General features: G+C 63.1%; 22 protein-coding genes and 1 tRNA gene. 9 read left to right on the forward strand and 14 right to left on the reverse strand.

All coding sequences use genetic code 11. The features are described from left to right. Window positions 1-44: 44 nt before the first annotated feature. From ACIPZC_RS14930 to ACIPZC_RS14950, 5 genes are all read right to left on the reverse strand, one after another. Window positions 45-118 (reverse strand) — tRNA-Gly (locus ACIPZC_RS14930). Between the two features lie 119 nt (window positions 119-237). After that, window positions 238-1128, reverse strand: a complete 891-nt coding sequence (locus ACIPZC_RS14935) for an alpha/beta fold hydrolase (RefSeq protein WP_400627736.1) — start codon at window positions 1126-1128, stop codon at window positions 238-240. Between the two features lie 344 nt (window positions 1129-1472). Further along, entirely contained in the window at window positions 1473-2165 is a 693-nt protein-coding gene (locus tag ACIPZC_RS14940; protein ID WP_400627738.1) for a pseudouridine synthase, read from the reverse strand. A 33-nt stretch (window positions 2166-2198) separates the two neighbouring features. Beyond that, entirely contained in the window at window positions 2199-2429 is a 231-nt protein-coding gene (locus ACIPZC_RS14945) for a cysteine-rich CWC family protein (RefSeq protein ID WP_400627740.1), read from the reverse strand. Next, window positions 2422-3912 carry a sensor domain-containing diguanylate cyclase gene (locus ACIPZC_RS14950; RefSeq protein ID WP_267821307.1) on the reverse strand — a complete coding sequence of 497 codons (1491 nt, stop codon included), beginning with the start codon at window positions 3910-3912 and terminating at the stop codon, window positions 2422-2424. Before ACIPZC_RS14950 ends, ACIPZC_RS14945 begins: the two co-directional genes overlap by 8 nt. Window positions 3913-4123: 211 nt before the next feature. Between ACIPZC_RS14950 and ACIPZC_RS14955 the strand changes: the two genes are divergently transcribed. Then, window positions 4124-4564: a hypothetical protein gene (locus tag ACIPZC_RS14955; protein WP_400627742.1), complete on the forward strand. Its 441-nt coding sequence runs from the start codon at window positions 4124-4126 to the stop codon at window positions 4562-4564. A 31-nt stretch (window positions 4565-4595) separates the two neighbouring features. Here ACIPZC_RS14955 and ACIPZC_RS14960 read toward each other — a convergent pair whose 3' ends face one another. Then, entirely contained in the window at window positions 4596-5702 is a 1107-nt protein-coding gene (locus ACIPZC_RS14960) for an enoyl-CoA hydratase/isomerase family protein (RefSeq protein ID WP_400627744.1), read from the reverse strand. Between the two features lie 125 nt (window positions 5703-5827). Between ACIPZC_RS14960 and ung the strand changes: the two genes are divergently transcribed. Next, window positions 5828-6520, forward strand: coding sequence for a uracil-DNA glycosylase (gene ung, locus ACIPZC_RS14965; protein ID WP_241804817.1), 693 nt, complete (start codon window positions 5828-5830; stop codon window positions 6518-6520). Between the two features lie 330 nt (window positions 6521-6850). Here ung and ACIPZC_RS14970 read toward each other — a convergent pair whose 3' ends face one another. The 5 genes from ACIPZC_RS14970 to ACIPZC_RS14990 all read right to left on the reverse strand — a co-directional run bounded on the left by ACIPZC_RS14970 (window position 6851) and on the right by ACIPZC_RS14990 (window position 12272). Further along, window positions 6851-7882, reverse strand: a complete 1032-nt coding sequence (locus ACIPZC_RS14970; RefSeq protein ID WP_400627746.1) for an AbrB family transcriptional regulator — start codon at window positions 7880-7882, stop codon at window positions 6851-6853. After that, on the reverse strand, window positions 7875-9389 hold the full coding sequence (locus ACIPZC_RS14975; protein WP_241804819.1) for a tripartite tricarboxylate transporter permease: 1515 nt from the start codon (window positions 9387-9389) through the stop codon (window positions 7875-7877). The genes ACIPZC_RS14970 and ACIPZC_RS14975 overlap by 8 nt, the downstream gene beginning before the upstream one ends. A 3-nt stretch (window positions 9390-9392) precedes the next feature. Beyond that, a complete protein-coding gene (locus ACIPZC_RS14980; RefSeq protein ID WP_400627748.1) occupies window positions 9393-9851 on the reverse strand; it encodes a tripartite tricarboxylate transporter TctB family protein in 459 nt (152 codons plus the stop codon). Window positions 9852-9970: 119 nt separating this feature from the next. Further along, the gene (locus ACIPZC_RS14985; RefSeq protein WP_241804821.1) at window positions 9971-10951 is read right to left on the reverse strand and encodes a tripartite tricarboxylate transporter substrate binding protein; all 981 of its coding nucleotides are present in this window, start codon (window positions 10949-10951) and stop codon (window positions 9971-9973) included. A gap of 31 nt (window positions 10952-10982) precedes the next feature. Next, a complete protein-coding gene (locus ACIPZC_RS14990; RefSeq protein WP_400627751.1) occupies window positions 10983-12272 on the reverse strand; it encodes an OprD family porin in 1290 nt (429 codons plus the stop codon). A 200-nt stretch (window positions 12273-12472) separates the two neighbouring features. Here ACIPZC_RS14990 and ACIPZC_RS14995 point away from each other — a divergent pair, with 200 nt between their 5' ends. Further along, window positions 12473-13144: a response regulator gene (locus ACIPZC_RS14995; RefSeq protein ID WP_241804823.1), complete on the forward strand. Its 672-nt coding sequence runs from the start codon at window positions 12473-12475 to the stop codon at window positions 13142-13144. Next, a complete protein-coding gene (locus ACIPZC_RS15000) occupies window positions 13137-14516 on the forward strand; it encodes a sensor histidine kinase (RefSeq protein WP_241804824.1) in 1380 nt (459 codons plus the stop codon). The genes ACIPZC_RS14995 and ACIPZC_RS15000 overlap by 8 nt, the downstream gene beginning before the upstream one ends. 39 nt (window positions 14517-14555) lie before the next feature. On the opposite strand, the gene ACIPZC_RS15005 is transcribed toward ACIPZC_RS15000, so the two are convergent. Together ACIPZC_RS15005 and ACIPZC_RS15010 are read right to left on the reverse strand one after the other, a co-directional pair. Further along, window positions 14556-15362, reverse strand: a complete 807-nt coding sequence (locus ACIPZC_RS15005; protein ID WP_267821332.1) for an HDOD domain-containing protein — start codon at window positions 15360-15362, stop codon at window positions 14556-14558. 31 nt (window positions 15363-15393) lie between these two features. Continuing rightward, entirely contained in the window at window positions 15394-16335 is a 942-nt protein-coding gene (locus ACIPZC_RS15010; protein WP_400627754.1) for a YgfZ/GcvT domain-containing protein, read from the reverse strand. A 133-nt stretch (window positions 16336-16468) separates the two neighbouring features. On the opposite strand from ACIPZC_RS15010, the gene ACIPZC_RS15015 reads away from it, so the two are divergent. Together ACIPZC_RS15015 and ACIPZC_RS15020 are read left to right on the forward strand one after the other, a co-directional pair. Beyond that, on the forward strand, window positions 16469-16723 hold the full coding sequence (locus tag ACIPZC_RS15015) for a succinate dehydrogenase assembly factor 2 (protein ID WP_008094993.1): 255 nt from the start codon (window positions 16469-16471) through the stop codon (window positions 16721-16723). Next, window positions 16707-17165, forward strand: a complete 459-nt coding sequence (locus ACIPZC_RS15020; protein WP_400627757.1) for a protein YgfX — start codon at window positions 16707-16709, stop codon at window positions 17163-17165. Before ACIPZC_RS15015 ends, ACIPZC_RS15020 begins: the two co-directional genes overlap by 17 nt. A 51-nt stretch (window positions 17166-17216) precedes the next feature. Here ACIPZC_RS15020 and nadB read toward each other — a convergent pair whose 3' ends face one another. Continuing rightward, window positions 17217-18821: an L-aspartate oxidase gene (nadB, locus tag ACIPZC_RS15025; protein ID WP_267821337.1), complete on the reverse strand. Its 1605-nt coding sequence runs from the start codon at window positions 18819-18821 to the stop codon at window positions 17217-17219. 435 nt (window positions 18822-19256) lie between these two features. Between nadB and rpoE the strand changes: the two genes are divergently transcribed. From rpoE to ACIPZC_RS15040, 3 genes are read left to right on the forward strand one after another with little or no spacing between them, the layout of a single operon-like run. Further along, window positions 19257-19838 carry an RNA polymerase sigma factor RpoE gene (rpoE, locus tag ACIPZC_RS15030; RefSeq protein ID WP_003252049.1) on the forward strand — a complete coding sequence of 194 codons (582 nt, stop codon included), beginning with the start codon at window positions 19257-19259 and terminating at the stop codon, window positions 19836-19838. 31 nt (window positions 19839-19869) lie between these two features. Continuing rightward, window positions 19870-20460: a sigma-E factor negative regulatory protein gene (locus ACIPZC_RS15035; RefSeq protein ID WP_241804834.1), complete on the forward strand. Its 591-nt coding sequence runs from the start codon at window positions 19870-19872 to the stop codon at window positions 20458-20460. Between the two features lie 12 nt (window positions 20461-20472). Further along, on the forward strand, window positions 20473-21438 hold the full coding sequence (locus ACIPZC_RS15040; protein ID WP_400627760.1) for a MucB/RseB C-terminal domain-containing protein: 966 nt from the start codon (window positions 20473-20475) through the stop codon (window positions 21436-21438). The last annotated feature ends 27 nt before the right edge of the window (window positions 21439-21465 follow it).

Consider the following 21465-nt stretch of genomic DNA (forward strand, 5'->3'; position numbering starts at 1 on the left):
GGGCAGCGATGACGTTGCTGGAACGCCATGCGGGGGATGCGGAGTGGAGCGGGTAGAGGGAATCGAACCCTCGTCGGAAGCTTGGGAAGCTACTGTTCTACCATTAAACTATACCCGCGTCTGCGCTCGACTTTTTACCAGAACCTGCCTGGAATTAGAAGCCCTCGTTATAAACCGGTGAAAAAAAACTGTCGGCGCCCTTAGCCTGCAGGCCATGGCTACAGGGCGCCGATGCACTCAGATTGCCCATGCATGCTGCTCTTGGCTGGCGTTGTACGCAGTACGTGCCCGCACCTGGCGCACGGTCGGCTTGAGGAAACCGAGCAACGCGCTGCGGGTGGCTTCGCAGGCCGTCTTGTTTTCCATGTCCAGGAAGTGCCCGGCATCACGGATCACCGTGAAGTGACTGTTGTCGACATGCTTGCCGAACTGGCGAGCGTCTTCGGCTGTGGTGTACTCGTCACGGTCGCCGTTGATGAACAGCACCGGGATGTCGATGTTACGTGCGCCCCGCAGTGCCCGTTCCAGGTCATGCTGCAGTACCTGATTGATGTGGAAGTGCATCTGCGCATATTCATGGCTGTCCAGGCTGCTGACGTGCCGGTAGTTGAAGCGCTTGAACAGCGATGGCAAGTGCTTGCCGATGGTGTCGTTGACCAGGTTGCCGACCTGGTAGCGATCGCAGGCAGCCAGGTACTGGCAACCGCGGTTCAGGTAGTCGCGCATCGGTTCGTTGATCACCGGCGAGAACGAGCTGACCACCGCCTTTTTCACCATACGCGGCTGGTGCGCCAGCGCCAGCAGGGTGCAGGCACCGCCCCAGGAGAACGACATCACGTGGTCGGCCTGGAAGTGCTCGATCAGCTCAAGCAGGATATGCGCCTCGTCTTCCTTGCTGATCAGGCGTTCCTGGCGGTTGTGCGCCTTGGACTTGCCCGAGTAGGGCTGGTCGTACAGCACGACATTGAACTGTGGGTGCAGGTTACGCACCGTCTGGGCGAACGAAGCCGTGGTGGCCAGCGAGCCATTGATCAGGATGATCGTCTTTTCGGCTGCATCCGCGCGATAGAACTCCGTGTAAACCCGATACTGACCTTGGATATCAAGTACAGCGATTTCTGGCCTCATGTCATCGACTCCTGGCGCAAAAAGGGTGTTCGCGTCACCTAGGGTGCACGTTCTTTATGACAGGTAGGCATTTGCCTGAAGGAATTACCGGGCCCTGTGTCGATCCTTGGCACACGTGTCGACGGTATTGTTTTTGGCGGGCAATCTGCCGTGCTCCAAGGCATCGAGGCCTTGGGTAGCCGACAAAAAGATGTCGTGGCGCGCAGCGTGACCGACGAGTCACGCCCGGACCGACAAGTTAGGAGTCAAGCATCGGGTCTGGTATCCCGCAAGTGCCGGCTGGATAAAATTGTGACTTTTCTCGCCGGGCGGTCGTACGACATGTTGGCCGTGCCTGAACCGGTCTAGATCGAGGCGATTTCTGCAGCCGTGAGCGCCCGGAATTCGCCCGGCGCCAAGCCTGGATCGAGCTGTATCGCCCCCATGGTTTCGCGGTGCAGCCCCACAACCTTGTTGTCGAAGTAGCCGAACATGCGCTTGACCTGGTGATAACGCCCTTCAGTGATGGACAGCTGCGCCGTACGCGGGCCAAGGATGTCCAGGTGCGCGGGGAGGGTAGTCAGGTCTTCGAAGGCGAAGTAGAAGCCTGCGCGAAACGTGTCGATGTAGTGCGCGCCGATTTCATCTTCCGTTTCCACCCGATAGCGCTTGGGCAGCTTCGTCGCCGGCTGCGTCAGGCGCCGGGACCACTGGCCGTCGTTGGTCAGGATCATCAGGCCGGTGGTGTTGTAGTCGAGCCGCCCGGCAATGTGCAGGTCCTCGCGCAACGGCGCAGGCAGCAGGTCGAGTACGGTGCGGTGCTGTGGGTCGTGAGTGGCGCTGACGCAGCCGGGCGGTTTGTGCAGCATCAGGTAGCGCGCCGGGCGCCCGGCCTGCAGCAGCTGATCATCCACCTCGATGCGGCTGAACACACGGACTTCGGCCTGCGGGTCGGTTACCGTTTCGCCATCCACCCGCACGCGGCGCTGTACCAGCAGCAAGCGTACTTGCTGGCGGTTGTAGCTGGGCAGGTTGGCAAGGAAGCGGTCGAGGCGCATGGCGTTGAGGTGGTCCAGGGAGGGGCGCGCAGTCTAGCGCTTTTTTGCCTCGATCCGTGCAGGCGCGTCCTCGGCCAGGCCGGCGCCTGCGGCGCAGCGCGGGCACAGGCAGGATTTGTCGCGCAGTTCATCTGGCAGAGCCTGCAGAACTGCAGGGTCGATTGTCACCGCATAGCACCAGCAGGCTGCGGCTGCGGTACGTGGGTCGGCCAGGGTGCACTGGTTGAGGGCGCCACAGGCAGGGCAGTGCTGGCTGTCATTCATACACAAGTCCGGGATTTTCACTGCAGACGCGGTTGCGGCCGGCCTGCTTGGCACGATAAAGCGCACGGTCGGCGCGGGTCAGCAGGGCTTGTAGGGTATCGCCCGGCTGCAGGCCGCTGAGGCCTATGCTGGTGGTCAGGCGCAACGGCTGTTCGTCATGGCTGAAGGTCAGTTGCTCGGTACGCCGACGGATCTTCTCCGCCACGTCGATCGCTTGCCGGCCTTGAGTTTCACGCAGCAGCACGATGAACTCCTCGCCGCCCCAGCGGCACAGTATATCCGACTGGCGCAGGCTGCCCTGGAGCACATTGGCAAACTGGCGCAGCACTTCGTCGCCTGCCAGGTGGCCGTGGTTGTCGTTGAGCGTCTTGAAGTGGTCCAGGTCGATCAACAGCGCCACCAGCGGGGCGCAATCGCGCTGGGCTTGTTGCAAGGCTTTTGCCGCCAGCAGATCGAAGCTGCGCCGGTTGGGCAGCCCGGTAAGGCTGTCGAGCGTGGCCAGGGACTCGATACTGGCCTGATGGCGCCTGAGCATGGCATGCAGCAGCGACACCACCACCAGGCTGATCATCGCGCAGATCGCCAGGTTGAGGTAGAGCGAGTGGCGAATGCGCGCCAAAGCGCCGGCCTCGCGTTTATCCACCAACAGGTACCAGTCAAGTTCGGGCAGGTGCCTTACGTTGAGAAAGTGGCTGTGGCCCTCGCTGTCTTTGTATTCATGGCTGCCCTCGGCGGGTACCGGCTGCTGAGCCTGCAAGGCATCCAGTTCGGGGTTGTCGCGCAGTGGCTGGCCGACCCGCAGGCCATGCGGGCCGCCGTCGGAGCCGGTGAGCAAGATTTTGCCCTTGGCATCGGTGAACAACACCGAACGCTGGTAACGCCGCTGGTAGGTGTCGATCAGCTTGACCACCGTGTCCACGCTCAGGCCCACCCCGGTCGCACCGATGAACCGCTGCTGGTAGTCCAGCACGCGGTAGTTGATGAACACCGTGAGGCTGTCCTGGTTGGCCATGTCCAGGTCGACGTTGATTTCATAGGGTGCTTTCTGGTCGCGCAGGCGGAAATACCAAGCGTCGCGCCAGCTGTCGGGCTCGACCTGCTTGAGCACACCTTTGGCCTGGTAATAGGTCAGGGTGCGGTCGGAGACGAAGAACGAAGTGAAGGTGTCCTGCTTGCCCATGACTTCGCCAAGGAAGCGCGTGATGCGCTGAGTGTCCTGCTCGCCAGCGAGCACCCAGTCACGCAGGAAAGTGTCCTGGGCCATCATCGAGGCGATCAGTACCGGCCGGATGAGGTCTTTCTGGATTTCCGAATAGACCGTGTCGGAGGTCAGCGGCAGTTCAGTGTTGACGATGCCATCGCGGATCGCGCTGCGGGAGGCGAAATAGCTGAGCAGCGAGGTGGCGATGAAACCGCAGGCCAGCAGCATCAAAATGGTGAGGATCAGCGAGCGGTGCGCGAACAGAGCGGAACGTGAGGGCATGATCATCCCGTGATGTGTGCCGAGGCGATCATTCTAGTGATAAGCCTGGGAAAAGACTGCAGGTTTATTGGGGGTATCCAAGCTATTTCAAATTATTGCGGAAATGGCACTGCACGATGGCGACAATGTCATATTCCTTGTCGATGTTCGCTTTGGCGTCGACGCTCGGCAGCGCCGCTGTACGGGCACCCCAGCGGTCCAGGAGGCCGCCATGTCCTATCGAATTCTGTTGATCGCCCTGTTGGGCCTGATGACAAGCGCGTGCGTGCCCTACCACGAGGGTGGCCGTTATTATCGTACCGATTACTACACCGCTGACCGGTATGTCTCGCCGGGCTATTACCGTCATGACCGCTATTACGTCGCCCCCCAGCCGCGCTACTACTATCAGCCGGCGCCGCGCTACTACCGGCCTGCGCCCGTGCCGCAATACCGTGCGCACCCTCAGCCGGCGATGAAGCAGTGGCATGGCAACCCGCGTTACGACTATGGCAATCGCCAGCGTTATGACTACGGCCGTGATCGCGACCGGCATGATTACCGCAATGACAGCCGGCGGTATCAGAACGACCGCTGGCACTCCAATGGCCGGGGTGATCGTGATCGACGTCCGGAGGGTAGGCGCTCAGGTGACCGCAACTGGCAACGGTGAAGGTGTGTCGGGAGGGGCATCGCGGCCCCGGTCAGGCAAGATCTGCCAAGGGATGGCGCCCCTCCCATACCTTCTCAAAATGGGCCTCGACCACGGCCGCCGGCACTTGCGCAACATCCGGCCAGTGCCAGCGTGGCTGGTTGTCCTTGTCCAGCAGGCGGGCGCGCACGCCTTCGCTGAATTCGGGGTGACGGCAGCAATTGAGGCTCATGCTGTATTCCATCTGGAACACCTGGGCCAATGACAGATGCCTGGCCCGACGGATCTGTTCCCAGACCAGGTGCGCCGTGAGCGGGCAGCCCTCGTGCAGGCGTTGGCCAGCAGCGGCCAATAAGGGGTCGTCATGCTGTTTGAGCCCCTCCAGTGCCCGCCACGCGGCCGCCGGGTCGGCAACATCGAGCAGGGCATCGATCAGCTGGCGCCGCGGCAACCACTGCGCCTGCGGCAGTTCGGCATAGGCACGGTGCTGCTCCGCCTTGAGCAGGCTGTTCAACTGCAGGTCGGTCTGTTCTTGCCAGTTGAGTTGCAACAGCTCTTCGATAAGCCCGTCTTGTTGATGCTCGCCAAAGAATCGGTCCGCCAGGCCCAGATCGATGGCATCCCGGGCGTTGATGGGGGCGCCGGTCAGCCCCAGAAACAGCCCAAGCCTGCCCGGCAGGCGCCCAAGAAACCAGCTGGCGCCCACGTCGGGGTACAGGCCAATACTGATTTCTGGCATAACCAGGCGGCTGCTGGGCGTGACGATGCGTACCCCGGCCCCCTGCAACAGCCCCATGCCGCCCCCCAATACATGGCCGTGGCCCCAGCACAGCAAAGGCTTGGGGTAGGTGTGCAGGAGATAGTCGAGGCGGTATTCGGCGGCGAAGAAGGTGGCTGCCAGCGGTGGCACGCTGCCAGGGTGGTCGCGGCAGGCCTGGGCCAGTGCCCGTACATCGCCGCCGGCGCAAAATGCCTTGGCGCCGTTGCCACGCAGCAATACACAGACTACGCCCGGGTCGCGTGCCCAGTCCTGCAGGTATTCGCCGAGCACTTCGATCATCGGCAGGCTCAGGGCATTGAGCGCCTTGGGCGCGTCCAGTGTGGCAATGCCGATGCGAGCGCCATCGGCGCCGGTAAGTACCTCGCAGTGAATGGTCATGGCTACCTCGTTCAAGTCATCGCTCAAGTATGGCTTGCCTGGGCGATCATGCAGGCCACAGGTCGGACCGATTGACAAGGGCAGATGGCTTACCTAGTGTCGCGCCATTGTTTACGGATGGCCCCATGACTGACGACGATCGCATCAAACTCGAACCCAGCTGGAAAAACGCCCTGCGGGCCGAGTTCGACCAGCCCTACATGCACCAGCTGCGTGAATTCCTGCGCCAAGAGTATGCCGCTGGCAAGGAAATCTACCCACCCGGCCCGATGATCTTCAATGCGCTCAACTCCACCCCGCTCGATCAGGTGAAAGTCGTCATCCTCGGCCAGGACCCGTATCACGGCCCGGGCCAGGCGCACGGCCTGTGCTTCTCGGTGCAGCCGGGTGTGCCGACCCCGCCGTCGTTGGTCAACATCTACAAGGAACTGCAGCGCGACCTGAACATCCCCATTGCCAGCCATGGTTACCTGCAGAGCTGGGCCGAGCAGGGGGTGCTGCTGCTCAACACGACCATGACCGTCGAGCGCGCCAATGCCGCTTCGCATGCCAAGAAAGGCTGGGAATTCTTTACCGACCGGATCATCCAGGTGGTCAGCGAGCAGTGTTCGAACGTGGTGTTCCTGCTGTGGGGCGCGCATGCCCAGAGCAAGCAGAAGCTGATCGATGGCACCAAGCATCTGGTATTGAAGTCGGTGCACCCCTCGCCACTGTCGGCGTACCGGGGGTTCCTGGGTTGTGGGCATTTCAGCCGGGCCAATGGCTTCCTCGAACAGCGTGGTCTGGCGCCGATCAACTGGGCGTTGCCGCCGCTTTGAAGGGCAGGGGGCTCTGAGGGGGGAGTGAGCGGCTGCCTTGCCTGCGTTGTCGATGCAGCGCTGCATGGCACCGGCTTCGCCGGTGATCGCCGGCAAGCCGGCTCCCACATGGATTGCGCCGGCTTTTAGAAGATGGTTGCCTCCCCCAGTAAAGCGCAGGCCTGAAGAATTGCGCGGTCGCGGTGGGGGTAACTGTTCTTGCTCAACTTCTAAAAGTTGGCGCGGTTGGGGTGGGAGCCGGCTTGCCGGCGATGGGCTGCGCAGCAGCCCTGATCACACTGACTGCCTGACATCAACCTCAGGTCACCTTCCACAGGCGTTGCGTTAGCTTCAGTCCTGGCCTTTCACCCAGCATCTGAACAGCGGTTCGGCCAGAAACAGCACGAACAGCAAGCGCATCACTTGCAACGCGGTCACCAACGGCACCGACAACTGCAACGTCTCTGCGGTCAGGCTCATCTCGGCAATGCCGCCCGGCATCATGCCCAGCGTCAGCGAGCGCAGATCCAGCGCAGTCATCACGCTCAACCCCCAGGCGGCAGCGCCCGCGATCAACATGCACAGCGCGGTGGCGAGCAACGTGCGCAGCAAGAACGACGGCGCTCGGCGGAAGAATGTGCGGCTGAAGTGGCAGGCCAGGCCACTGCCGATCAACCATTGGCCGATCTGGCTGGCACCGTCGGGCAGGGCAATCTGCAGGTTGCCCGCCAGGCTTAGCGTGGCGGCCACCAGCAGCGGCCCGAACAGCCAGGGGTTGGGCTGGCGCAAGCGCTGCCAGGCGAGAGCGACCGCCACACCCAGCGGTGCGATCAGTGCCAGCCAGCCCCAGCTCACACTGGCGGTATGATTGAGCGGCACACCGTCACCGATCAGGAACTTGAACAGCGCCGGTACGCACAGCACCACCGCCAGCACCCGCAGGCTTTGCGCCGCAGCCACCTGGCTGAGCACCGCGCCGTTACGCGCGCCGAGGTTGACCATCTCCCCGGAACCCCCGGGCATGCTGGCAAAAAATGCCGTGGCACGGTCTTCGCCGGTACGCCGCAGCAACCAGACGCCCACCCCGCTGGAAACCGTGGTTAGCAGCGCGGCAAAGAAGATCAGCACGAAATGGCTGGCCACCTGTTCGATCACGGCAGGGGTGAAGTGCAGGCCGATACCCAGGCCGATGATGCATTGGCCGCATTTGCGGCCATTGGGGAGTTCCGAGAGTTGCCAGGGCGTCAGGCAGCGCACCAGGATGATCGCCAGCAAGGCGCCGACCATCCAAGGCAAGGGCCAGCCGACCAGGCTGGCGAGATACCCGCCCGCCAGGCCGACCAGCCCTGTCGCCCAGTACAGCGGTAACGACCGATCAGGCATCGGCCATCGCCCGGCGCTGCAGGCTGCGCTTGCGCCAGATACGCAGCAGCGGCAGGCAGAGCATGAACACCACCAGTGCCCAGATGCCCATGCTGATCGAGCTCGACCACAGAATGCCCAGTTCGCCATTGGAAATCGACAGCGCACGGCGCAGGTTCTGCTCCATCAGGCCGCCCAGAATGAAGCCGAGCAGGATGGGCGAGAGCGGGAAGTCCAGCTTGCGCAGGATGTAGCCCATGATGCCGATGCCGACCATCAGGAACAGGTCGAAGGTGGTGGCGTGCACGGCGTATACACCGATCGCGGTGATGATCGCGATTACTGGCACCAGCGCCCAGTTCGGTACGGCGAGGATGCGCGTGAAGATGCGGATCATCGGGATGTTCAGGATCACCAGCATGATGTTGGCGACGAACAGCGATGCGATCAGCCCCCAGACAATGTCAGGTTGCTGTTCGAACAGCAGGGGGCCGGGGGTGATGTTGTACAGGGTCAGTGCACCGATCATCACCGCAGTGGTGCCTGAGCCGGGAACGCCCAGGGTCAGCATCGGCACCAGGGCGCCGCAGCAGGACGCGCCGATGGCCGTTTCCGGGGCAGCCAGGCCACGGGCATCGCCCTTGCCGAACTTGCCACTTTCGCCGGCGATACGCTTCTCGGTCATGTAGGCCACGGCGCTGGCCAGGGTCGCACCCGCACCTGGCAGCACGCCCATGATGAAACCGAGCACGCCACAGCGAACATTGATGACGAACACCGAGGCTGCTTCCTTGAAGTTGAACAGCATGCGCCCCGTGGCTTTGACCGCCTGGTGGCCATGATGAGTCTTCTCCAGCAGCAGCAGGATTTCGCTGATCGAGAACAGGCCCAGCACCAGCACCACGAACTGGATACCGTCGGCAAGGTGCACACTGTCACCGGTGAAGCGGTACACGCCGCTGTTGGCGTCGATGCCCACCGCTGACAGGAACAGGCCGATCAGTGCGGCGATGAAGGTCTTCAGCGGTTTGTCCCCGGCCATGCCGCCCAACGCAACGATGGCGAACACCATCAGCACGAAGTACTCCGCCGGCCCGAAGGCGATCGCCCATTTCGCCAGCAATGGGGCGAACAGCACCATGCCGCAGGTGGCGATGAGTGCGCCGATGAACGAACTCCACGCCGACAGCGACAGGGCAACGCCAGCCAGGCCGTTGCGGGCCATCGGGTAGCCGTCCAGGGTGGTCATCACGGTCGAGGCTTCGCCCGGGATATTCAACAGGATCGAGCTGATCCGCCCGCCGTATTCGCAGCCCAGGTAGACCGCTGCCAACAGGATCAGTGCCGACTCTGGGGGCAGGCCGAGGGCGAAGGCGATCGGGATCAGCAACGCCACGCCGTTGATCGGGCCCAGGCCCGGCAGCAGGCCGACCACGGTGCCGATGAGGGTGCCCGAAAGGGCGGTAACCAGGTTGTAGGGGGTCAGGGCAACGCCAAAGCCCTGGCCCAGGTAGCTCAAGGTATCCATCTGTCAGTTCTCCAGTACGCTCAGCAGGCCGAGGGGCAGGGGCACATCCATCACGCGGTCGAACAGCCAGTAGAGGAACAGGCTCATGCCTACCACCACGAGGGTGCTGTGCAGCCAGCGGCCGCCGTACAAGCGCGCCATGGGGATGCCAACCAGGATGGCGCTGAGGATGAAGCCCAAGGCTTCAAAGGTGCTGGCGAAGACCAGCAGCAGGCCGACGCAGACAGCAATCTTGGTCAGGGTCGCGCGGTCCAGCGCAGGCTCGTCGTCCTTGTGCACGATGGGCGTGGGGCGTATGGCGAGATAGAGCAGGCCAAGGCTCATCAGGCCAAGCATCAACAGCGGGTAGGCCCGTGGGCCGACCGGTTCGTAGGAAAAGGCCGCCTGGTAGGGCCAGGCCATCACGGCCAGGACGGCGCACAGCGCCAGCAGAGCCAGGGCGAAGAGGCGTTGCAGGATCATTGGGAATCCTCATTGGGGTTGCAGTGGCCGTGCAGGCCTTTTCGCCGGCTAGCTGGCTCCCTACGCTGTCGCCGTGGGGGCCGGCTTGCCGGTGATGTGGCCCGTACAGGCGCCCAGGCTTACTGAACCAGGCCAAATTCCTTGGCCAGTGCCTTGTAGTCCGCCACTTGCTTCTTCACATAGGTGTCCAGCTCTGCGCCGGTCATTGCGAACGGGAACAGCTCGCGCTGGTCACGCAGCTTGGCGAAGTCTTCAGAGGCAAGCATCTTGTCGAAGGAGTCCTTCCACCAGGCATACTCCTCGTCGCTCACTTTCGGCCCGAGGTAGAAACCGCGCACCACCGGCCAGACGATGTCGTAGCCCTGTTCCTTGGCGGTGGGGATGTTTTTCATCTCCGGCTCGTCGAGGCGGTTTTCCGAGAACACGGCGAGGATGCGCATGTTGCCGCTCTGGATGTGGGGCATGGAGTCGGAGATATCGGTGGAGCCGACCTGGATATGGCCACCGAGCAGCGCAGTGGCGATCTCACCGCCACCTTCCAGGGCCACGTAGCGCAGGTCGCGCGGGTTGATGCCGGCGGCCTTGGCGATCAGGGCGGTCTGCATCCAATCCTGGCTGCCGACGGTACCGCCAGAGCCGATCACCACCTTGCTCGGGTCTTTCTTCAGCGCTGCGACCAAGTCATCCAGGGTCTTGTAGGGGGAATCGCTTTTCACCGCGATGGCGCCGTAGCTGGTGCCGACTGCCGCCAGCCATTTCACGGCATTTTCGTCGAAGCGGCCGAATTTGCCCTGGGCCAGGTTGAGCAAGGAGCCGCTGGACCATGCCACCAAGGTGCCGGCATCCGCTGGGCGCTGCGCTACCACCGCGTTGTAGGCCACTGCGCCGACACCACCTGGCATGTAGGTGACGCGCATCGGTTTGCTGAGGATCTTCTCCTGCACCAGGGCACTTTGCACCAGCTTGCAGGTCAGGTCGAAGCCGCCACCGGGCGAGGCCGGGGCGATGCATTCGGGGCGTTTGGGTTCGGCGGCGATGGCATGGCCGGCCAGCAGCAGGCAGCCGGTAGCCAGGGCGAGGCGGCGCAATGAAAAGGTCATCGTCTATCTCCGTTAGCGTTGTTGTTATGGGTTACCACAGGGCGACGCTGTAGCTCACCAGCAGCCGTACTTCGTCGGCATCGCGGGCGAAATTCGAGCGGAAGGTAGCGTTGCGCAGGCGCACGGCGACGTTTTTCAACGGGCCGCTTTGAACCACGTACTTGAACTCGGTATTACGTTCCCACTCCTTGCCCTCGCTGCCATCGGCGCGGCTGACGTTGTCGCCGTTGATGTAGCGGGTCATGAAGGTCAGGCCCGGGACGCCCAGCGCTGCGAAGTTGTAGTCGTAGCGTACTTGCCACGAGCGCTCGTCGGCCCCGGCGAAGTCGTTGATCTGCACGAAGTTGACCAGGTATGGGTCGGCACCATCGACATAAGGGAAGGCGCTGTCACCTGACAGGTGTTGGTAGGCGGCGCTCACCTTGTGCCCGCCCAAGGCATAGCTGAACATGCCGTTGACGGTGGTGTTGTCGATGCTACCGGCCTTGGCCTGGCCCTGATCGTCGCTCACGGCCAGGCGCAGGTCGGCACCGAAGGTGCCCGGGCCCCAAGGCTGGGTGGCGACCATGCCGAGGAAGTGCTGGCGGTAGATGTCGTCGAGTTGGGCGAAGTGGTAGCTGCCGGTGATGCGATCGGTGAACTGGTAGTCGACGCCCCCCAGGTCGAGGTTGTCGGCCGAGAACGTGCCGCCGAAGCGGCCGTTCTTGTTGTTCAGGGCCAGGTCTTCCCAGTTGGTGTCATTGCGATCCTTGGCCTTCTCCAGGCGCCCGCCGGTGAAGGTGAGGTTCTTGATCTCTTTGGAGGTGACCAGCCCGCCCTCGAAGGTTTGCGGCAGGATGCGGCCATCGTTGGGCTGCAGGGTCGGCAGTTCGGGGATCAGCGAGCCGATTTTCAGTTCGGTCTGGGACACTTTCACTTTGCCGGTCAGGCCGAGTTTGGAGTACTCATCGGCGGCCTTGCCATCATCGTGGGTCGGCAACAGCCCAGAGCCTGCGCGGTCGGGGCTTGAGTCGAGCTTGATGCCGAGCATGCCCAAGGCGTCCAGGCCAAAGCCCACGGTGCCGTCGGTGTAGCCGGACTCAAAGTTGAGCATCAAGCCCTGGGCCCACTCGTCGCGCTTGGACTGCTGCGCACGGGTGCCGTCGCGAAAGTCGCGGTTGAAGTACATGTTGCGGGTTTCGAAGGTTGCCGTGCTGTCTTCGAAGAAGGCGGCCTGGCTCATCGGGGCGACGCCGGCCAGCGCGAAGGCACAAGCGTAGGCGTATGGGCGTGCGGAAAGGGAACGGGTAGGCGCGAACGCCTGCGGCTGCGATGACAGCATCGAGGATGACTCCGTTATTGTTCTTATTGGTTGCACCTTGCTGGTGCTTTTTTTCGGCGCATGGGGCGACCGTGGTGCGATGCTAGGTAACGAACCTTTCGCTAACCTTTCAGCCTGAAAGGTTTGTTACGAGGGGCTTCACAGACCGGGCTACAGCGGTACACTCCGCGCCACCGCCCCACCCGAGCAGGGAGAATCCGATGCGTGTGCTGCTGGTCGAAGACCACGTACAACTGGCCGAAAGCGTGGCCCAGGCCCTGAAGAGCCATGGCTTGACCGTGGATGTGCTGCATGACGGCGTGGCCGCCGACCTGGCGCTGGCCAGCGAGGAGTACGCCGTTGCCGTGCTCGACGTGGGCTTGCCGCGCATGGACGGCTTTGAAGTGCTGGCCCGCCTGCGTGGGCGCGGCAAGACCCTGCCGGTGCTGATGCTGACTGCGCGCAGCGATGTGAAGGACCGGGTGCATGGCCTGAACCTGGGCGCCGACGACTACCTGGCCAAACCTTTTGAGCTGACCGAGCTGGAAGCACGGGTCAAGGCGCTGCTGCGGCGCAGCGTACTGGGCGGCGAGCGCCAGCAACGCTGCGGTCCGCTGGTGTATGACCTTGATACCCGGCGGTTCACCCTGGGCGAGGACACCTTGACCTTGACCTCCCGTGAACAGAGCGTACTCGAGGCCCTGATCGCCCGGCCCGGCCGGGTGATGAGCAAGGAGCAGTTGGCCGCCCAGGTCTTTGGCCTGGACGAAGAGGCCAGCCCTGACGCCATCGAAATCTACATCCACCGCCTGCGCAAGAAGCTCGACGGCCAGCCGGTGGCCATTGTCACATTCCGCGGCCTCGGCTACCTGCTCGAGCACCGCGATGCGTGACAATGGCAGCCTGCGCGGGCGCTTGCTGGGCAACCTGGCGCTGCTGCTGGTCGTGCTGATGCTGGCCAGCGGCCTGAGCGCCTACTGGAATGGGCGCGAGGCTGCCGATACGGCCTATGATCGGACCTTGCTGGCATCGGCGCGGACCATCGCCGCCGGCCTGTCCCAGCGCGACGGCACCCTCAGCGCGGACGTGCCCTACGTGGCGCTGGACACCTTTGCCTACGACAGTGCCGGGCGCATCTACTACCAGGTGCTGGACATCAACCAGAAACTGATCTCGGGCTACGAGAACCTGCCGCCCCCGCCGCCAGGCACACCGCGTACGGACGATTACCCGGCGCTGGCGCGCTTCTACAACGCCACCTACCTCGGGCAGGACGTGCGCGTGGTCAGCCTGCTCAAGGCTGTGAGCGAGCCGAACATGAACGGCATGGCTGAAATCCGGGTGGCCGAGACCGAGGAGGCGCGGGTGAGCATGGCCCGTGGGCTGATGGCCGACACCCTGCTGCGCCTGGGCATGCTGGCGCTCGGGGCATTGGGGATGGTCTGGTTCGCGGTAAGTGCGGCGCTGCGCCCGCTCGAGCGTCTGCGCAAAGCCGTGGAAGAGCGTCAGCCGGATGACCTGCGCGCGCTGCCGCTGGTACAGGTGCAGCGTGAGCTTGACCCGCTGGTGCGTGCCTTGAATCACTTCACCGAACGCTTGCGAGGGCAGTTCGAGCGCCAGGCGCAATTCATTGCCGAGGCCGCCCACGAACTGCGCACGCCGTTGGCGGCCCTCAAGGCGCGGGTCGAACTGGGCTTGCGCGCGAAACAGCCCGAACAGTGGCACCAGACGCTGGAGTCTGCCGCCCAAGGCACTGACAGACTGACCCATCTGGCCAACCAGCTGTTGTCGTTGGCCCGTGTGGAAAATGGCGCCCGGGCAATCGCCGAGGGTGGCGCTCAGCGCCTGGACCTCAGCCAGCTGGCCCGCGAGCTGGGCATGGCCATGGCGCCGCTGGCGCATAAACGTGGTGTGGCCTTGGCGCTGGAGGCCGCGGCGCCGGTATGGCTCAAAGGTGAGCCGACCTTGCTCAACGAATTGCTCAGCAACCTGATGGACAACGCGCTGGCCCATACGCCGGCGGGCGGTAATGTGATTTTGCGGGTGCTGGCGCCAGCGATACTGGAGGTCGAGGATGATGGCCCCGGTATTCCCGAAGATGAGCGCGAGCGGGTGTTCGAGCGCTTCTATCGACGCAGCGCCCAAGGCACTGGCTTGGGGTTGGCGATCGTCGGTGAGATCTGTCGCGCGCACCTGGCGCAGATCAGTCTGCACGACGGCGAGAAGGGCGGGCTGAAAGTGCGCGTGAGTTTTATCGCTGACTGAGGCCTTGCCTGCGCGGCACCGTTGGCGGGCAGGGCACGGCTAGCGCAGCATGCTGCGCGCTTCCAGCAGCTCGCCAACCTCCAGCTCCGTGCCAAACGGCAACCCCAGGTGGCGATAGGCCGGCAACGCCGCCAGAGGCCGGCTGCGCCCGCGCTGGCTGAGGCAGCGGGCGATCTGCACCACGTCGATGTAGTCGATTTTGTCGGTGCGCCGGTCCAGGTCCTGCACCTGGCTTGGCAGGTTGACCAATTGCTCGGGGAATTCCCATGACGAAAGGATCTTGTCCCCCAGCACAGGCTGGATCTGCTCGATCACGTAGTGCAGGCATACCGGGTCCGAGAGCAGTTCGTTGTGCTCTTCGGCGTAGATCAGTACCGGCAGCGCGCCGATCTGGTTGACCAGGCCGCCGAGGGTAGCCTGGTCAGGCTTGAGGTGGGTGAAGCGGCGGCAGATTTCATAGCTGATGCCCGCCACTTCAAGGCTATTGGCCCAGATATCCCTTAATTTTTGCTCGACTGCCGATGAACGTGCGTGGAAGATCTGTTCGATCACCAGGCCGATGGCCAGGTTGCAGCTGTAGTTGATGCCCAGGCGGGTGATGGCCGTATGCAGGTCGGTGACCTCGATCGCCGCCCGCAGCAGGGGGCTGTTCACTACCTTGATCAGGCGGGCGGAGAGGGCCGCGTCGCGGCCAATCACCTTGCTCAGGGCAGCAACGCTGATTTCCGTGTCCTCGGCGGCCTCACGGATGCTCAGGGCAACTTCCGGAAGGGTCGGCAGGACCAGGTCATCGTTGGCGATGGCAGCCAGCAACTGTGCTTGAACCATCTCGGCCAGCTTGTTCATTTACTTCTCTACAGCAGGGGTGGCGGGCTGGTCAGCGCTGGATTTCCCGGTCGCGATCCAGTTCGTAGGGTAGGCTCGAAACCTGCAGGCGCGGGCCTTGCAGGTTGCCCAGGTGCAGGTTGTCATCCTCCACGGCCTCGGCACTGAGTACCGCTAGCAGTTCGCAGCCCTGGCCTGTGCTAGCGGCAATGACCACTTCGCCAACCGATGAGCCATGGGTCGGCGAGAAGATCTGCGCCCCTGGGGCAGGAATAGCTTGCTGGTCCAGCAGCAGGCGGTACTGGCGTCGCTTGAGCTTGCCCAGATACTGCATGCGCGCGACGATTTCCTGGCCGGTGTAGCAGCCCTTCTTGAAACTCACGCCATCGACCGCCTGCAAATTGATCATCTGCGGGATGAACAGCTCACGGGTCGGGCCCATGACCTGGCCGATGCCGGCACGGACCTGCCCCAGCAGCCAGTCGTTCAGCGGTGCTTCAGGCAATGAGGTTGCCAGTTTTTCGCGCACGCTGGCGGCGGCGTCCGCCGGTACCCACAGCTCCACGCGCCCCTCGGAGACGGCCACGGCGATCAGGCCTTCATGGCGTTCGGTGGCGCCCGCGTTGGTCGGCACCTTCAAACCCAAGGCCAGCAGCGCCGCATCACCGCTTTGCAGGCCAAAACGCGCCCAGGCAGCGCTTTCGTCGCTGAGCGTGGCCTTGGAAAACACAGCGTACTTTTTCAGGTCGGCCAGCTGTGCCTCGAGCAGCTCGCTGGCCATGGCCAGCAGGTAGCCGTTGCCTTCGGGCAGGATGCGGAAGCTCGACTGCATACGCCCCTTGACCATGCAGCGGGCGCCCAGGCTAGCGTACTCGGGGCTGAGGTAGTTGATGTTGCAGGTCAACTGGCCCTGCAGGAACTTGCCGGCATCGGAGCCGCGGACGGCGAGGATGCCCTCGTGGGACAGCGGGCAGTAGAAAGCGGAATCGGCCATGGGGGATCGCGGTGGCTAAAGACTGGCGGCCATCATAGAACGCCAGTAACAAAATAGGTAGGTGACTAGACCAACGCCTCGTGCCGCTTCGTGCGCCTGGCTGTATACTGGCCGCCCATTTGAGGAGGGCCCCATGGTCGAACAAACTGAACTCAACCGGCTTTTCTGGCACAGCCGTCGCGGCATGCTGGAACTCGACGTACTGCTGGTGCCTTTCACCCAGGAGGTCTACCCGACCCTGAGCGAAGCCGATCGCGAACTCTACGTTCGCCTGTTGAGCTGTGAGGATCAGGATATGTTCGGCTGGTTCATGGAGCGTACCGAGTCCGAAGACCCGGAGCTGCAGCGCATGGTTCGCATCATTCTGGACCGTGTCCAGCCCAAGTGAATGTTTCGAGTGCCGTTGGCAGGGTTCGCGCCTGCTGCTGGCGGCCTACCTGATCTGCCAGGTGCTGGCGTTGCTGGCCTTGTGGCTGAGTGCGCTGCCCTGGTGGTTTTCCCTCGCTGTCTCAGGCGCTTGCCTGGCCCACGCCCGCTGGGTGATCCCTCGACGCATACTGCTGACCCATGCTCAAGCCGTCACTGGCCTGCGCCGGGATGCATCGGGCTGGCAGCTTTTCAGCCGTGCCGGGGGCTGGCAGGCGGTGCGCCTGTGTCGCGACAGCGTGGCGCTGCCGGGCCTGGTGGTATTGCGGTTCACCAGGCCTGGGCGCTGGCTGGCCGAGAGCCAGTGCGTTGTCGGCGATGCCACGGCGGCTGATCAGCATCGGCGTCTGCGGGTACGGCTGAAGTTCAGCCGGCGCCGGTGGGCAGAGGTAGCGGCCCGCTAGGCAGGCGCTGCGTCTGCCCTTGCGGTTTGCCTGCCAAAGCGGCATCGACCCTCAGGTTGGGCTCAGGATGGTGTCCTTGGCCTCAGCCAGCATCCCGGGGTAGTCCAGGGTGTAGTGCAACCCGCGGCTTTCCTTGCGCTGCATGGCCGAGCGGATCATCAACTCCGCCACCTGTGCCAGGTTGCGCAACTCGATCAGGTCGCGGCTGACCTTGTAGTTGCTGTAGAACTCGTCGATCTCGTCCAGCAGCAGGCGCACGCGGTGCTCGGCACGCTGCAGGCGCTTGCTGGTGCGCACGATGCCCACATAGTCCCACATGAACCGCCGCAGTTCGTCCCAGTTGTGGGCAATGATCACATCCTCATCCGAGTCGGTGACCTGGCTGGCATCCCAGCAGGGCAGGGCTTTGGGCATGGCGATCTGGGCCAGGCGGTCCTCGATGTCTGCGGCAGCCGAACGGCCGTAGACGAAACACTCGAGCAGCGAGTTGCTGGCCATGCGATTGGCGCCGTGCAGGCCGGTGAAGCTGGTCTCGCCGATGGCGTACAGGCCCGGGACGTCGGTATGGCCGCGATCGTCGACCACCACCCCACCACAGGTGTAGTGGGCGGCCGGCACTACCGGGATCGGTTGGCGGGTGATGTCGATACCGAAGGTCAGGCAGCGCTCATAGACGGTCGGGAAGTGGCTTTTGATGAAGTCGGCCGGTTTGTGCGTGATGTCCAGGTAGACGCAGTCCACACCCAGGCGCTTCATCTCGTGGTCGATGGCCCGGGCCACGATGTCGCGCGGAGCCAGTTCTTCACGGGGGTCGAAACGCGGCATGAAGCGCTCACCATTGGGCAGGCGCAGCAGGGCGCCTTCGCCGCGCAGGGCTTCGGTGACCAGGAAGCTTTTGGCTTGCGGATGATAGAGGCAGGTCGGATGGAACTGGTTGAATTCCAGATTGGCAACCCGGCAGCCGGCGCGCCAGGCCATGGCGATGCCATCGCCGCAGGCACCATCTGGGTTGCTGGTATACAGGTAGACCTTGGCGGCACCGCCGGTAGCGAGCACGGTAAAACGCGCGCCGAAGGTATCCACCTCACCACTGTTGCGGTTCAGCACATAGGCGCCCAGGCACCGCTCGCCGGGCAGGCCAAGGCGCCGCTCGGTAATCAGGTCGACCGCTACGCGTTGCTCGAGCAGTTCGATATTGGGGCGTTTGCGGGCTTGCTCCAGCAACGTGGTGAAAATGGCCGCGCCCGTGGCGTCGGCGGCATGGATGATGCGCCGGTGACTGTGCCCGCCTTCGCGGGTCAGGTGAAATTCGAAACCGCCATCGTCAACGCTGGCGTGCTCATCGCGGGTAAAAGGCACGCCTTGCTCGATCAGCCACTCAATGGCTTCGCGGCTGTGCTCGACGGTGAATCGCACCGCCTCTTCATGGCACAGGCCGCCACCGGCGTTGAGGGTGTCCTCGACATGGGACTGCACGGTATCGGAATCGTCCAGCACCGCCGCCACGCCGCCTTGCGCCCAGAAGGTCGAGCCATTGGCCAGGTCGCCCTTGCTCAGTACGGCGATGCGCAGGTGGGCGGGCAGGTTGAGTGCCAGGCTGAGACCGGCTGCGCCGCTGCCGATCACCAGGACATCATGTTGGAATTGTTGGCTCATGTCGGGACACTAGTAATCTTTGGAGGGGGCACGGCACAATAGTCACGCGTAGATGGCATTGTGAAACTATCGTGAATAGCGGCCGGGTTGCCTTTATAGCAGCCTGTGGTGGCCAATTTCCATGCCACTTGCGACGTAAGGGTAATCTTCCTGGGAACTTTCCTACATGGCTGGAAATCCTAGGAAGGCTGCCCGTGCGCCACCATTTCGCGCGGCGACGCGAGGCGGCGGCTCTATCCGGGCTGACACCTGCGTATCCGAAACCTGATTATCGACGCTGCCGGCCTTGCCCGCGCTGCGTCTTCCGTGCGAGCCAGTCAAGGGCCGCAGGAAACTTGCTTGGAGGAGAGAACTTTTGCGAAAAGCCCGAGTCTATGTTTGCAAGCCTGAACGATGGCTGATGCAACGCTCCTTCGAGTCCACTGAGGAGTGTTCATGCTAACCCAGGAAGAGGATCAGCAGCTTGTAGAGCGCGTGCAGCGCGGCGACAGGCGAGCGTTCGATCTGTTGGTGCTGAAGTATCAGCACAAGATTCTCGGGTTGATCGTGCGGTTCGTTCACGATACCCACGAGGCCCAGGATGTGGCGCAGGAAGCCTTTATCAAGGCCTACCGTGCGCTTGGCAATTTCCGCGGCGACAGCGCGTTTTATACCTGGCTGTACCGCATCGCCATCAACACGGCGAAGAACTATCTGGTGTCCCGTGGAAGACGGCCGCCAGACAGCGATGTGAGCTCCGAGGATGCGGAGTTTTACGACGGCGATCATGGCCTCAAGGATCTCGAGTCCCCAGAACGCTCCCTGTTGCGGGATGAAATCGAAGGCACAGTCCATCGCACCATCCAGCAACTGCCCGAAGATTTGCGCACGGCACTGACCCTGCGTGAGTTCGACGGGTTGAGTTACGAAGACATTGCCAGTGTCATGCAATGTCCGGTGGGTACCGTGCGCTCTCGAATCTTCCGCGCTCGGGAGGCCATAGACAAAGCCCTGCAGCCGTTGCTGCAGGAAACCTGAGACAGCGGCGATAGCCAAGAGAGGAACCGCCATGAGTCGTGAAGCTTTGCAGGAATCGCTGTCCGCGGTAATGGATAACGAAGCGGACGAACTGGAATTGCGACGGGTGCTGAGCGCCGTCGACGATGCCGAAACCCGTGCCACCTGGTCGCGTTACCAGGTTGCCCGCGCAGCGATGCACAAGGAGCTGTTGCTGCCGAAACTGGATATCGCCTCGGCGGTGTCTGCCGCCCTGGCTGACGAAGCCGTGCCGGCCAAGGTCAACAAAGGCCCATGGCGCAGCATTGGCCGTCTGGCCGTTGCCGCTTCGGTGACTGTCGCTGTGCTGGCGGGTGTGCGCATGTACAACCAGGACGAGATCACCGGTGCCGAACTGGCTGCGCAACAACCTGCCCAACAGGGCCTGAGCATGCCACAAACTCAGGGCCCAGCCGTTTTGGCAGGCTATAGTGAAAGCAGTGAGCAACCGACCGGGCCGATGGCCAATGGCGTGCTGCAGAACCAGGCCGGCTGGGATCAGCGTCTGCCGGGCTATCTGCGTCAGCATGCGCAGGAATCCGCGCTCAAGGGTACTGAAACTGCCCTGCCGTATGCCCGCGCCGCCAGCCTGGAAAACCGCTAAGTAAGGAGGATCATGCGCGCGCTACCTCTCTTGTCGCTGCTTTTAGGCAGTTGCATGACGGTGCCAGCGTTGGCAGCCAATTCGTCGCCTGAGGCAAGCGAATGGCTGAGCAAGCTGGCACAAGCCGAACAGAAGCAGAGTTATCAGGGCTCCTTCGTTTACGAACGAAATGGCAGCTTCTCCTCCCACGATATCTGGCATCGGGTGCATGACGGCAAGGTCAGCGAGCGGCTGTTGCAGCTTGACGGTACCACTCAGGAAATCGTGCGCGTGGATGGCAAGGTGCAATGTATTGGCGGTGCCTTGGCAAGTGGTGTGAGCGACTTGCCTGATGCCGCGCCGCGCATGCTCGACCCCCTCAAGTTGATGAGCTGGTACGACTTGGCTCTAGCAGGCAAGTCACGTGTCGCCGGGCGCGATGCGGTCATTGTCACCCTGACACCGCGCGACCAGCATCGCTACGCATTCGAATTGCATCTGGACAGCAAGACCGGCCTGCCGCTGCGCTCGTTGATGCTCAACGACAAGGGGCAATTGCTCGAACGCTTCCAGATGACGCGCCTGGATACCGATGACTTGCCAACCGATGCCGATCTGAAGGCCAGTGCCGCCTGCAAACCGGTGGAGCGGGTGGCCAGCACCAAGACCGAAGCGGTCGCAGGCTGGCGCTCGGACTGGCTGCCGCCGGGTTTCGAGCTGATCAACAGCGCGGTGCGGCGTGACCCGTCTCGCAACAGCACCGTCAGCAGTCTCATGTACGACGATGGCCTGGCGCGCTTCTCGGTGTTTCTGGAGCCGGTTACCGAAGATGCCAGTGCAGATGTACGTACTCAACTGGGCCCCACCTCTGCCGTTTCACGTCGCCTGAACACGCCCAAGGGCAAGGTGATGGTCACCGTGGTCGGCGAAATTCCGCTGGGTACCGCAGAACGCGTCGCACTCTCGATGCGGCCACAGGATGCTCAGGCGCGCCAGTAATGGCGCCCTTTTTCGGCTCATGCCAAG

Origin of the sequence: Pseudomonas sp. NPDC089743 (assembly GCF_044748785.1) — a bacterium.
GTDB lineage: Bacteria > Pseudomonadota > Gammaproteobacteria > Pseudomonadales > Pseudomonadaceae > Aquipseudomonas > Aquipseudomonas putida_X.

Bases quoted from the DNA above. Each gene is read 5' to 3' on its own strand.
- ACIPZC_RS14935 (WP_400627736.1), bottom strand. From the start codon at position 1,128: ATGAGGCCAGAAATCGCTGTACTTGATATCCAAGGTCAGTATCGGGTT.
- ACIPZC_RS15005 (WP_267821332.1), bottom strand. From the start codon at position 15,362: ATGAACAAGCTGGCCGAGATGGTTCAAGCACAGTTGCTGGCTGCCATC.
- ung (WP_241804817.1), top strand. From the start codon at position 5,828: ATGACTGACGACGATCGCATCAAACTCGAACCCAGCTGGAAAAACGCC.
- ACIPZC_RS14990 (WP_400627751.1), bottom strand. From the start codon at position 12,272: ATGCTGTCATCGCAGCCGCAGGCGTTCGCGCCTACCCGTTCCCTTTCC.
- ACIPZC_RS14985 (WP_241804821.1), bottom strand. From the start codon at position 10,951: ATGACCTTTTCATTGCGCCGCCTCGCCCTGGCTACCGGCTGCCTGCTG.
- ACIPZC_RS14950 (WP_267821307.1), bottom strand. From the start codon at position 3,912: ATGCCCTCACGTTCCGCTCTGTTCGCGCACCGCTCGCTGATCCTCACC.
- ACIPZC_RS14960 (WP_400627744.1), bottom strand. From the start codon at position 5,702: ATGACCATTCACTGCGAGGTACTTACCGGCGCCGATGGCGCTCGCATC.
- ACIPZC_RS15040 (WP_400627760.1), top strand. From the start codon at position 20,473: ATGCGCGCGCTACCTCTCTTGTCGCTGCTTTTAGGCAGTTGCATGACG.
- ACIPZC_RS15000 (WP_241804824.1), top strand. From the start codon at position 13,137: ATGCGTGACAATGGCAGCCTGCGCGGGCGCTTGCTGGGCAACCTGGCG.
- ACIPZC_RS14940 (WP_400627738.1), bottom strand. From the start codon at position 2,165: ATGCGCCTCGACCGCTTCCTTGCCAACCTGCCCAGCTACAACCGCCAG.
- ACIPZC_RS15010 (WP_400627754.1), bottom strand. From the start codon at position 16,335: ATGGCCGATTCCGCTTTCTACTGCCCGCTGTCCCACGAGGGCATCCTC.
- rpoE (WP_003252049.1), top strand. From the start codon at position 19,257: ATGCTAACCCAGGAAGAGGATCAGCAGCTTGTAGAGCGCGTGCAGCGC.
- ACIPZC_RS14945 (WP_400627740.1), bottom strand. From the start codon at position 2,429: ATGAATGACAGCCAGCACTGCCCTGCCTGTGGCGCCCTCAACCAGTGC.
- ACIPZC_RS15035 (WP_241804834.1), top strand. From the start codon at position 19,870: ATGAGTCGTGAAGCTTTGCAGGAATCGCTGTCCGCGGTAATGGATAAC.
- ACIPZC_RS14975 (WP_241804819.1), bottom strand. From the start codon at position 9,389: ATGGATACCTTGAGCTACCTGGGCCAGGGCTTTGGCGTTGCCCTGACC.
- ACIPZC_RS14980 (WP_400627748.1), bottom strand. From the start codon at position 9,851: ATGATCCTGCAACGCCTCTTCGCCCTGGCTCTGCTGGCGCTGTGCGCC.
- nadB (WP_267821337.1), bottom strand. From the start codon at position 18,821: ATGAGCCAACAATTCCAACATGATGTCCTGGTGATCGGCAGCGGCGCA.
- ACIPZC_RS14955 (WP_400627742.1), top strand. From the start codon at position 4,124: ATGTCCTATCGAATTCTGTTGATCGCCCTGTTGGGCCTGATGACAAGC.
- ACIPZC_RS14995 (WP_241804823.1), top strand. From the start codon at position 12,473: ATGCGTGTGCTGCTGGTCGAAGACCACGTACAACTGGCCGAAAGCGTG.
- ACIPZC_RS14970 (WP_400627746.1), bottom strand. From the start codon at position 7,882: ATGCCTGATCGGTCGTTACCGCTGTACTGGGCGACAGGGCTGGTCGGC.
- ACIPZC_RS15015 (WP_008094993.1), top strand. From the start codon at position 16,469: ATGGTCGAACAAACTGAACTCAACCGGCTTTTCTGGCACAGCCGTCGC.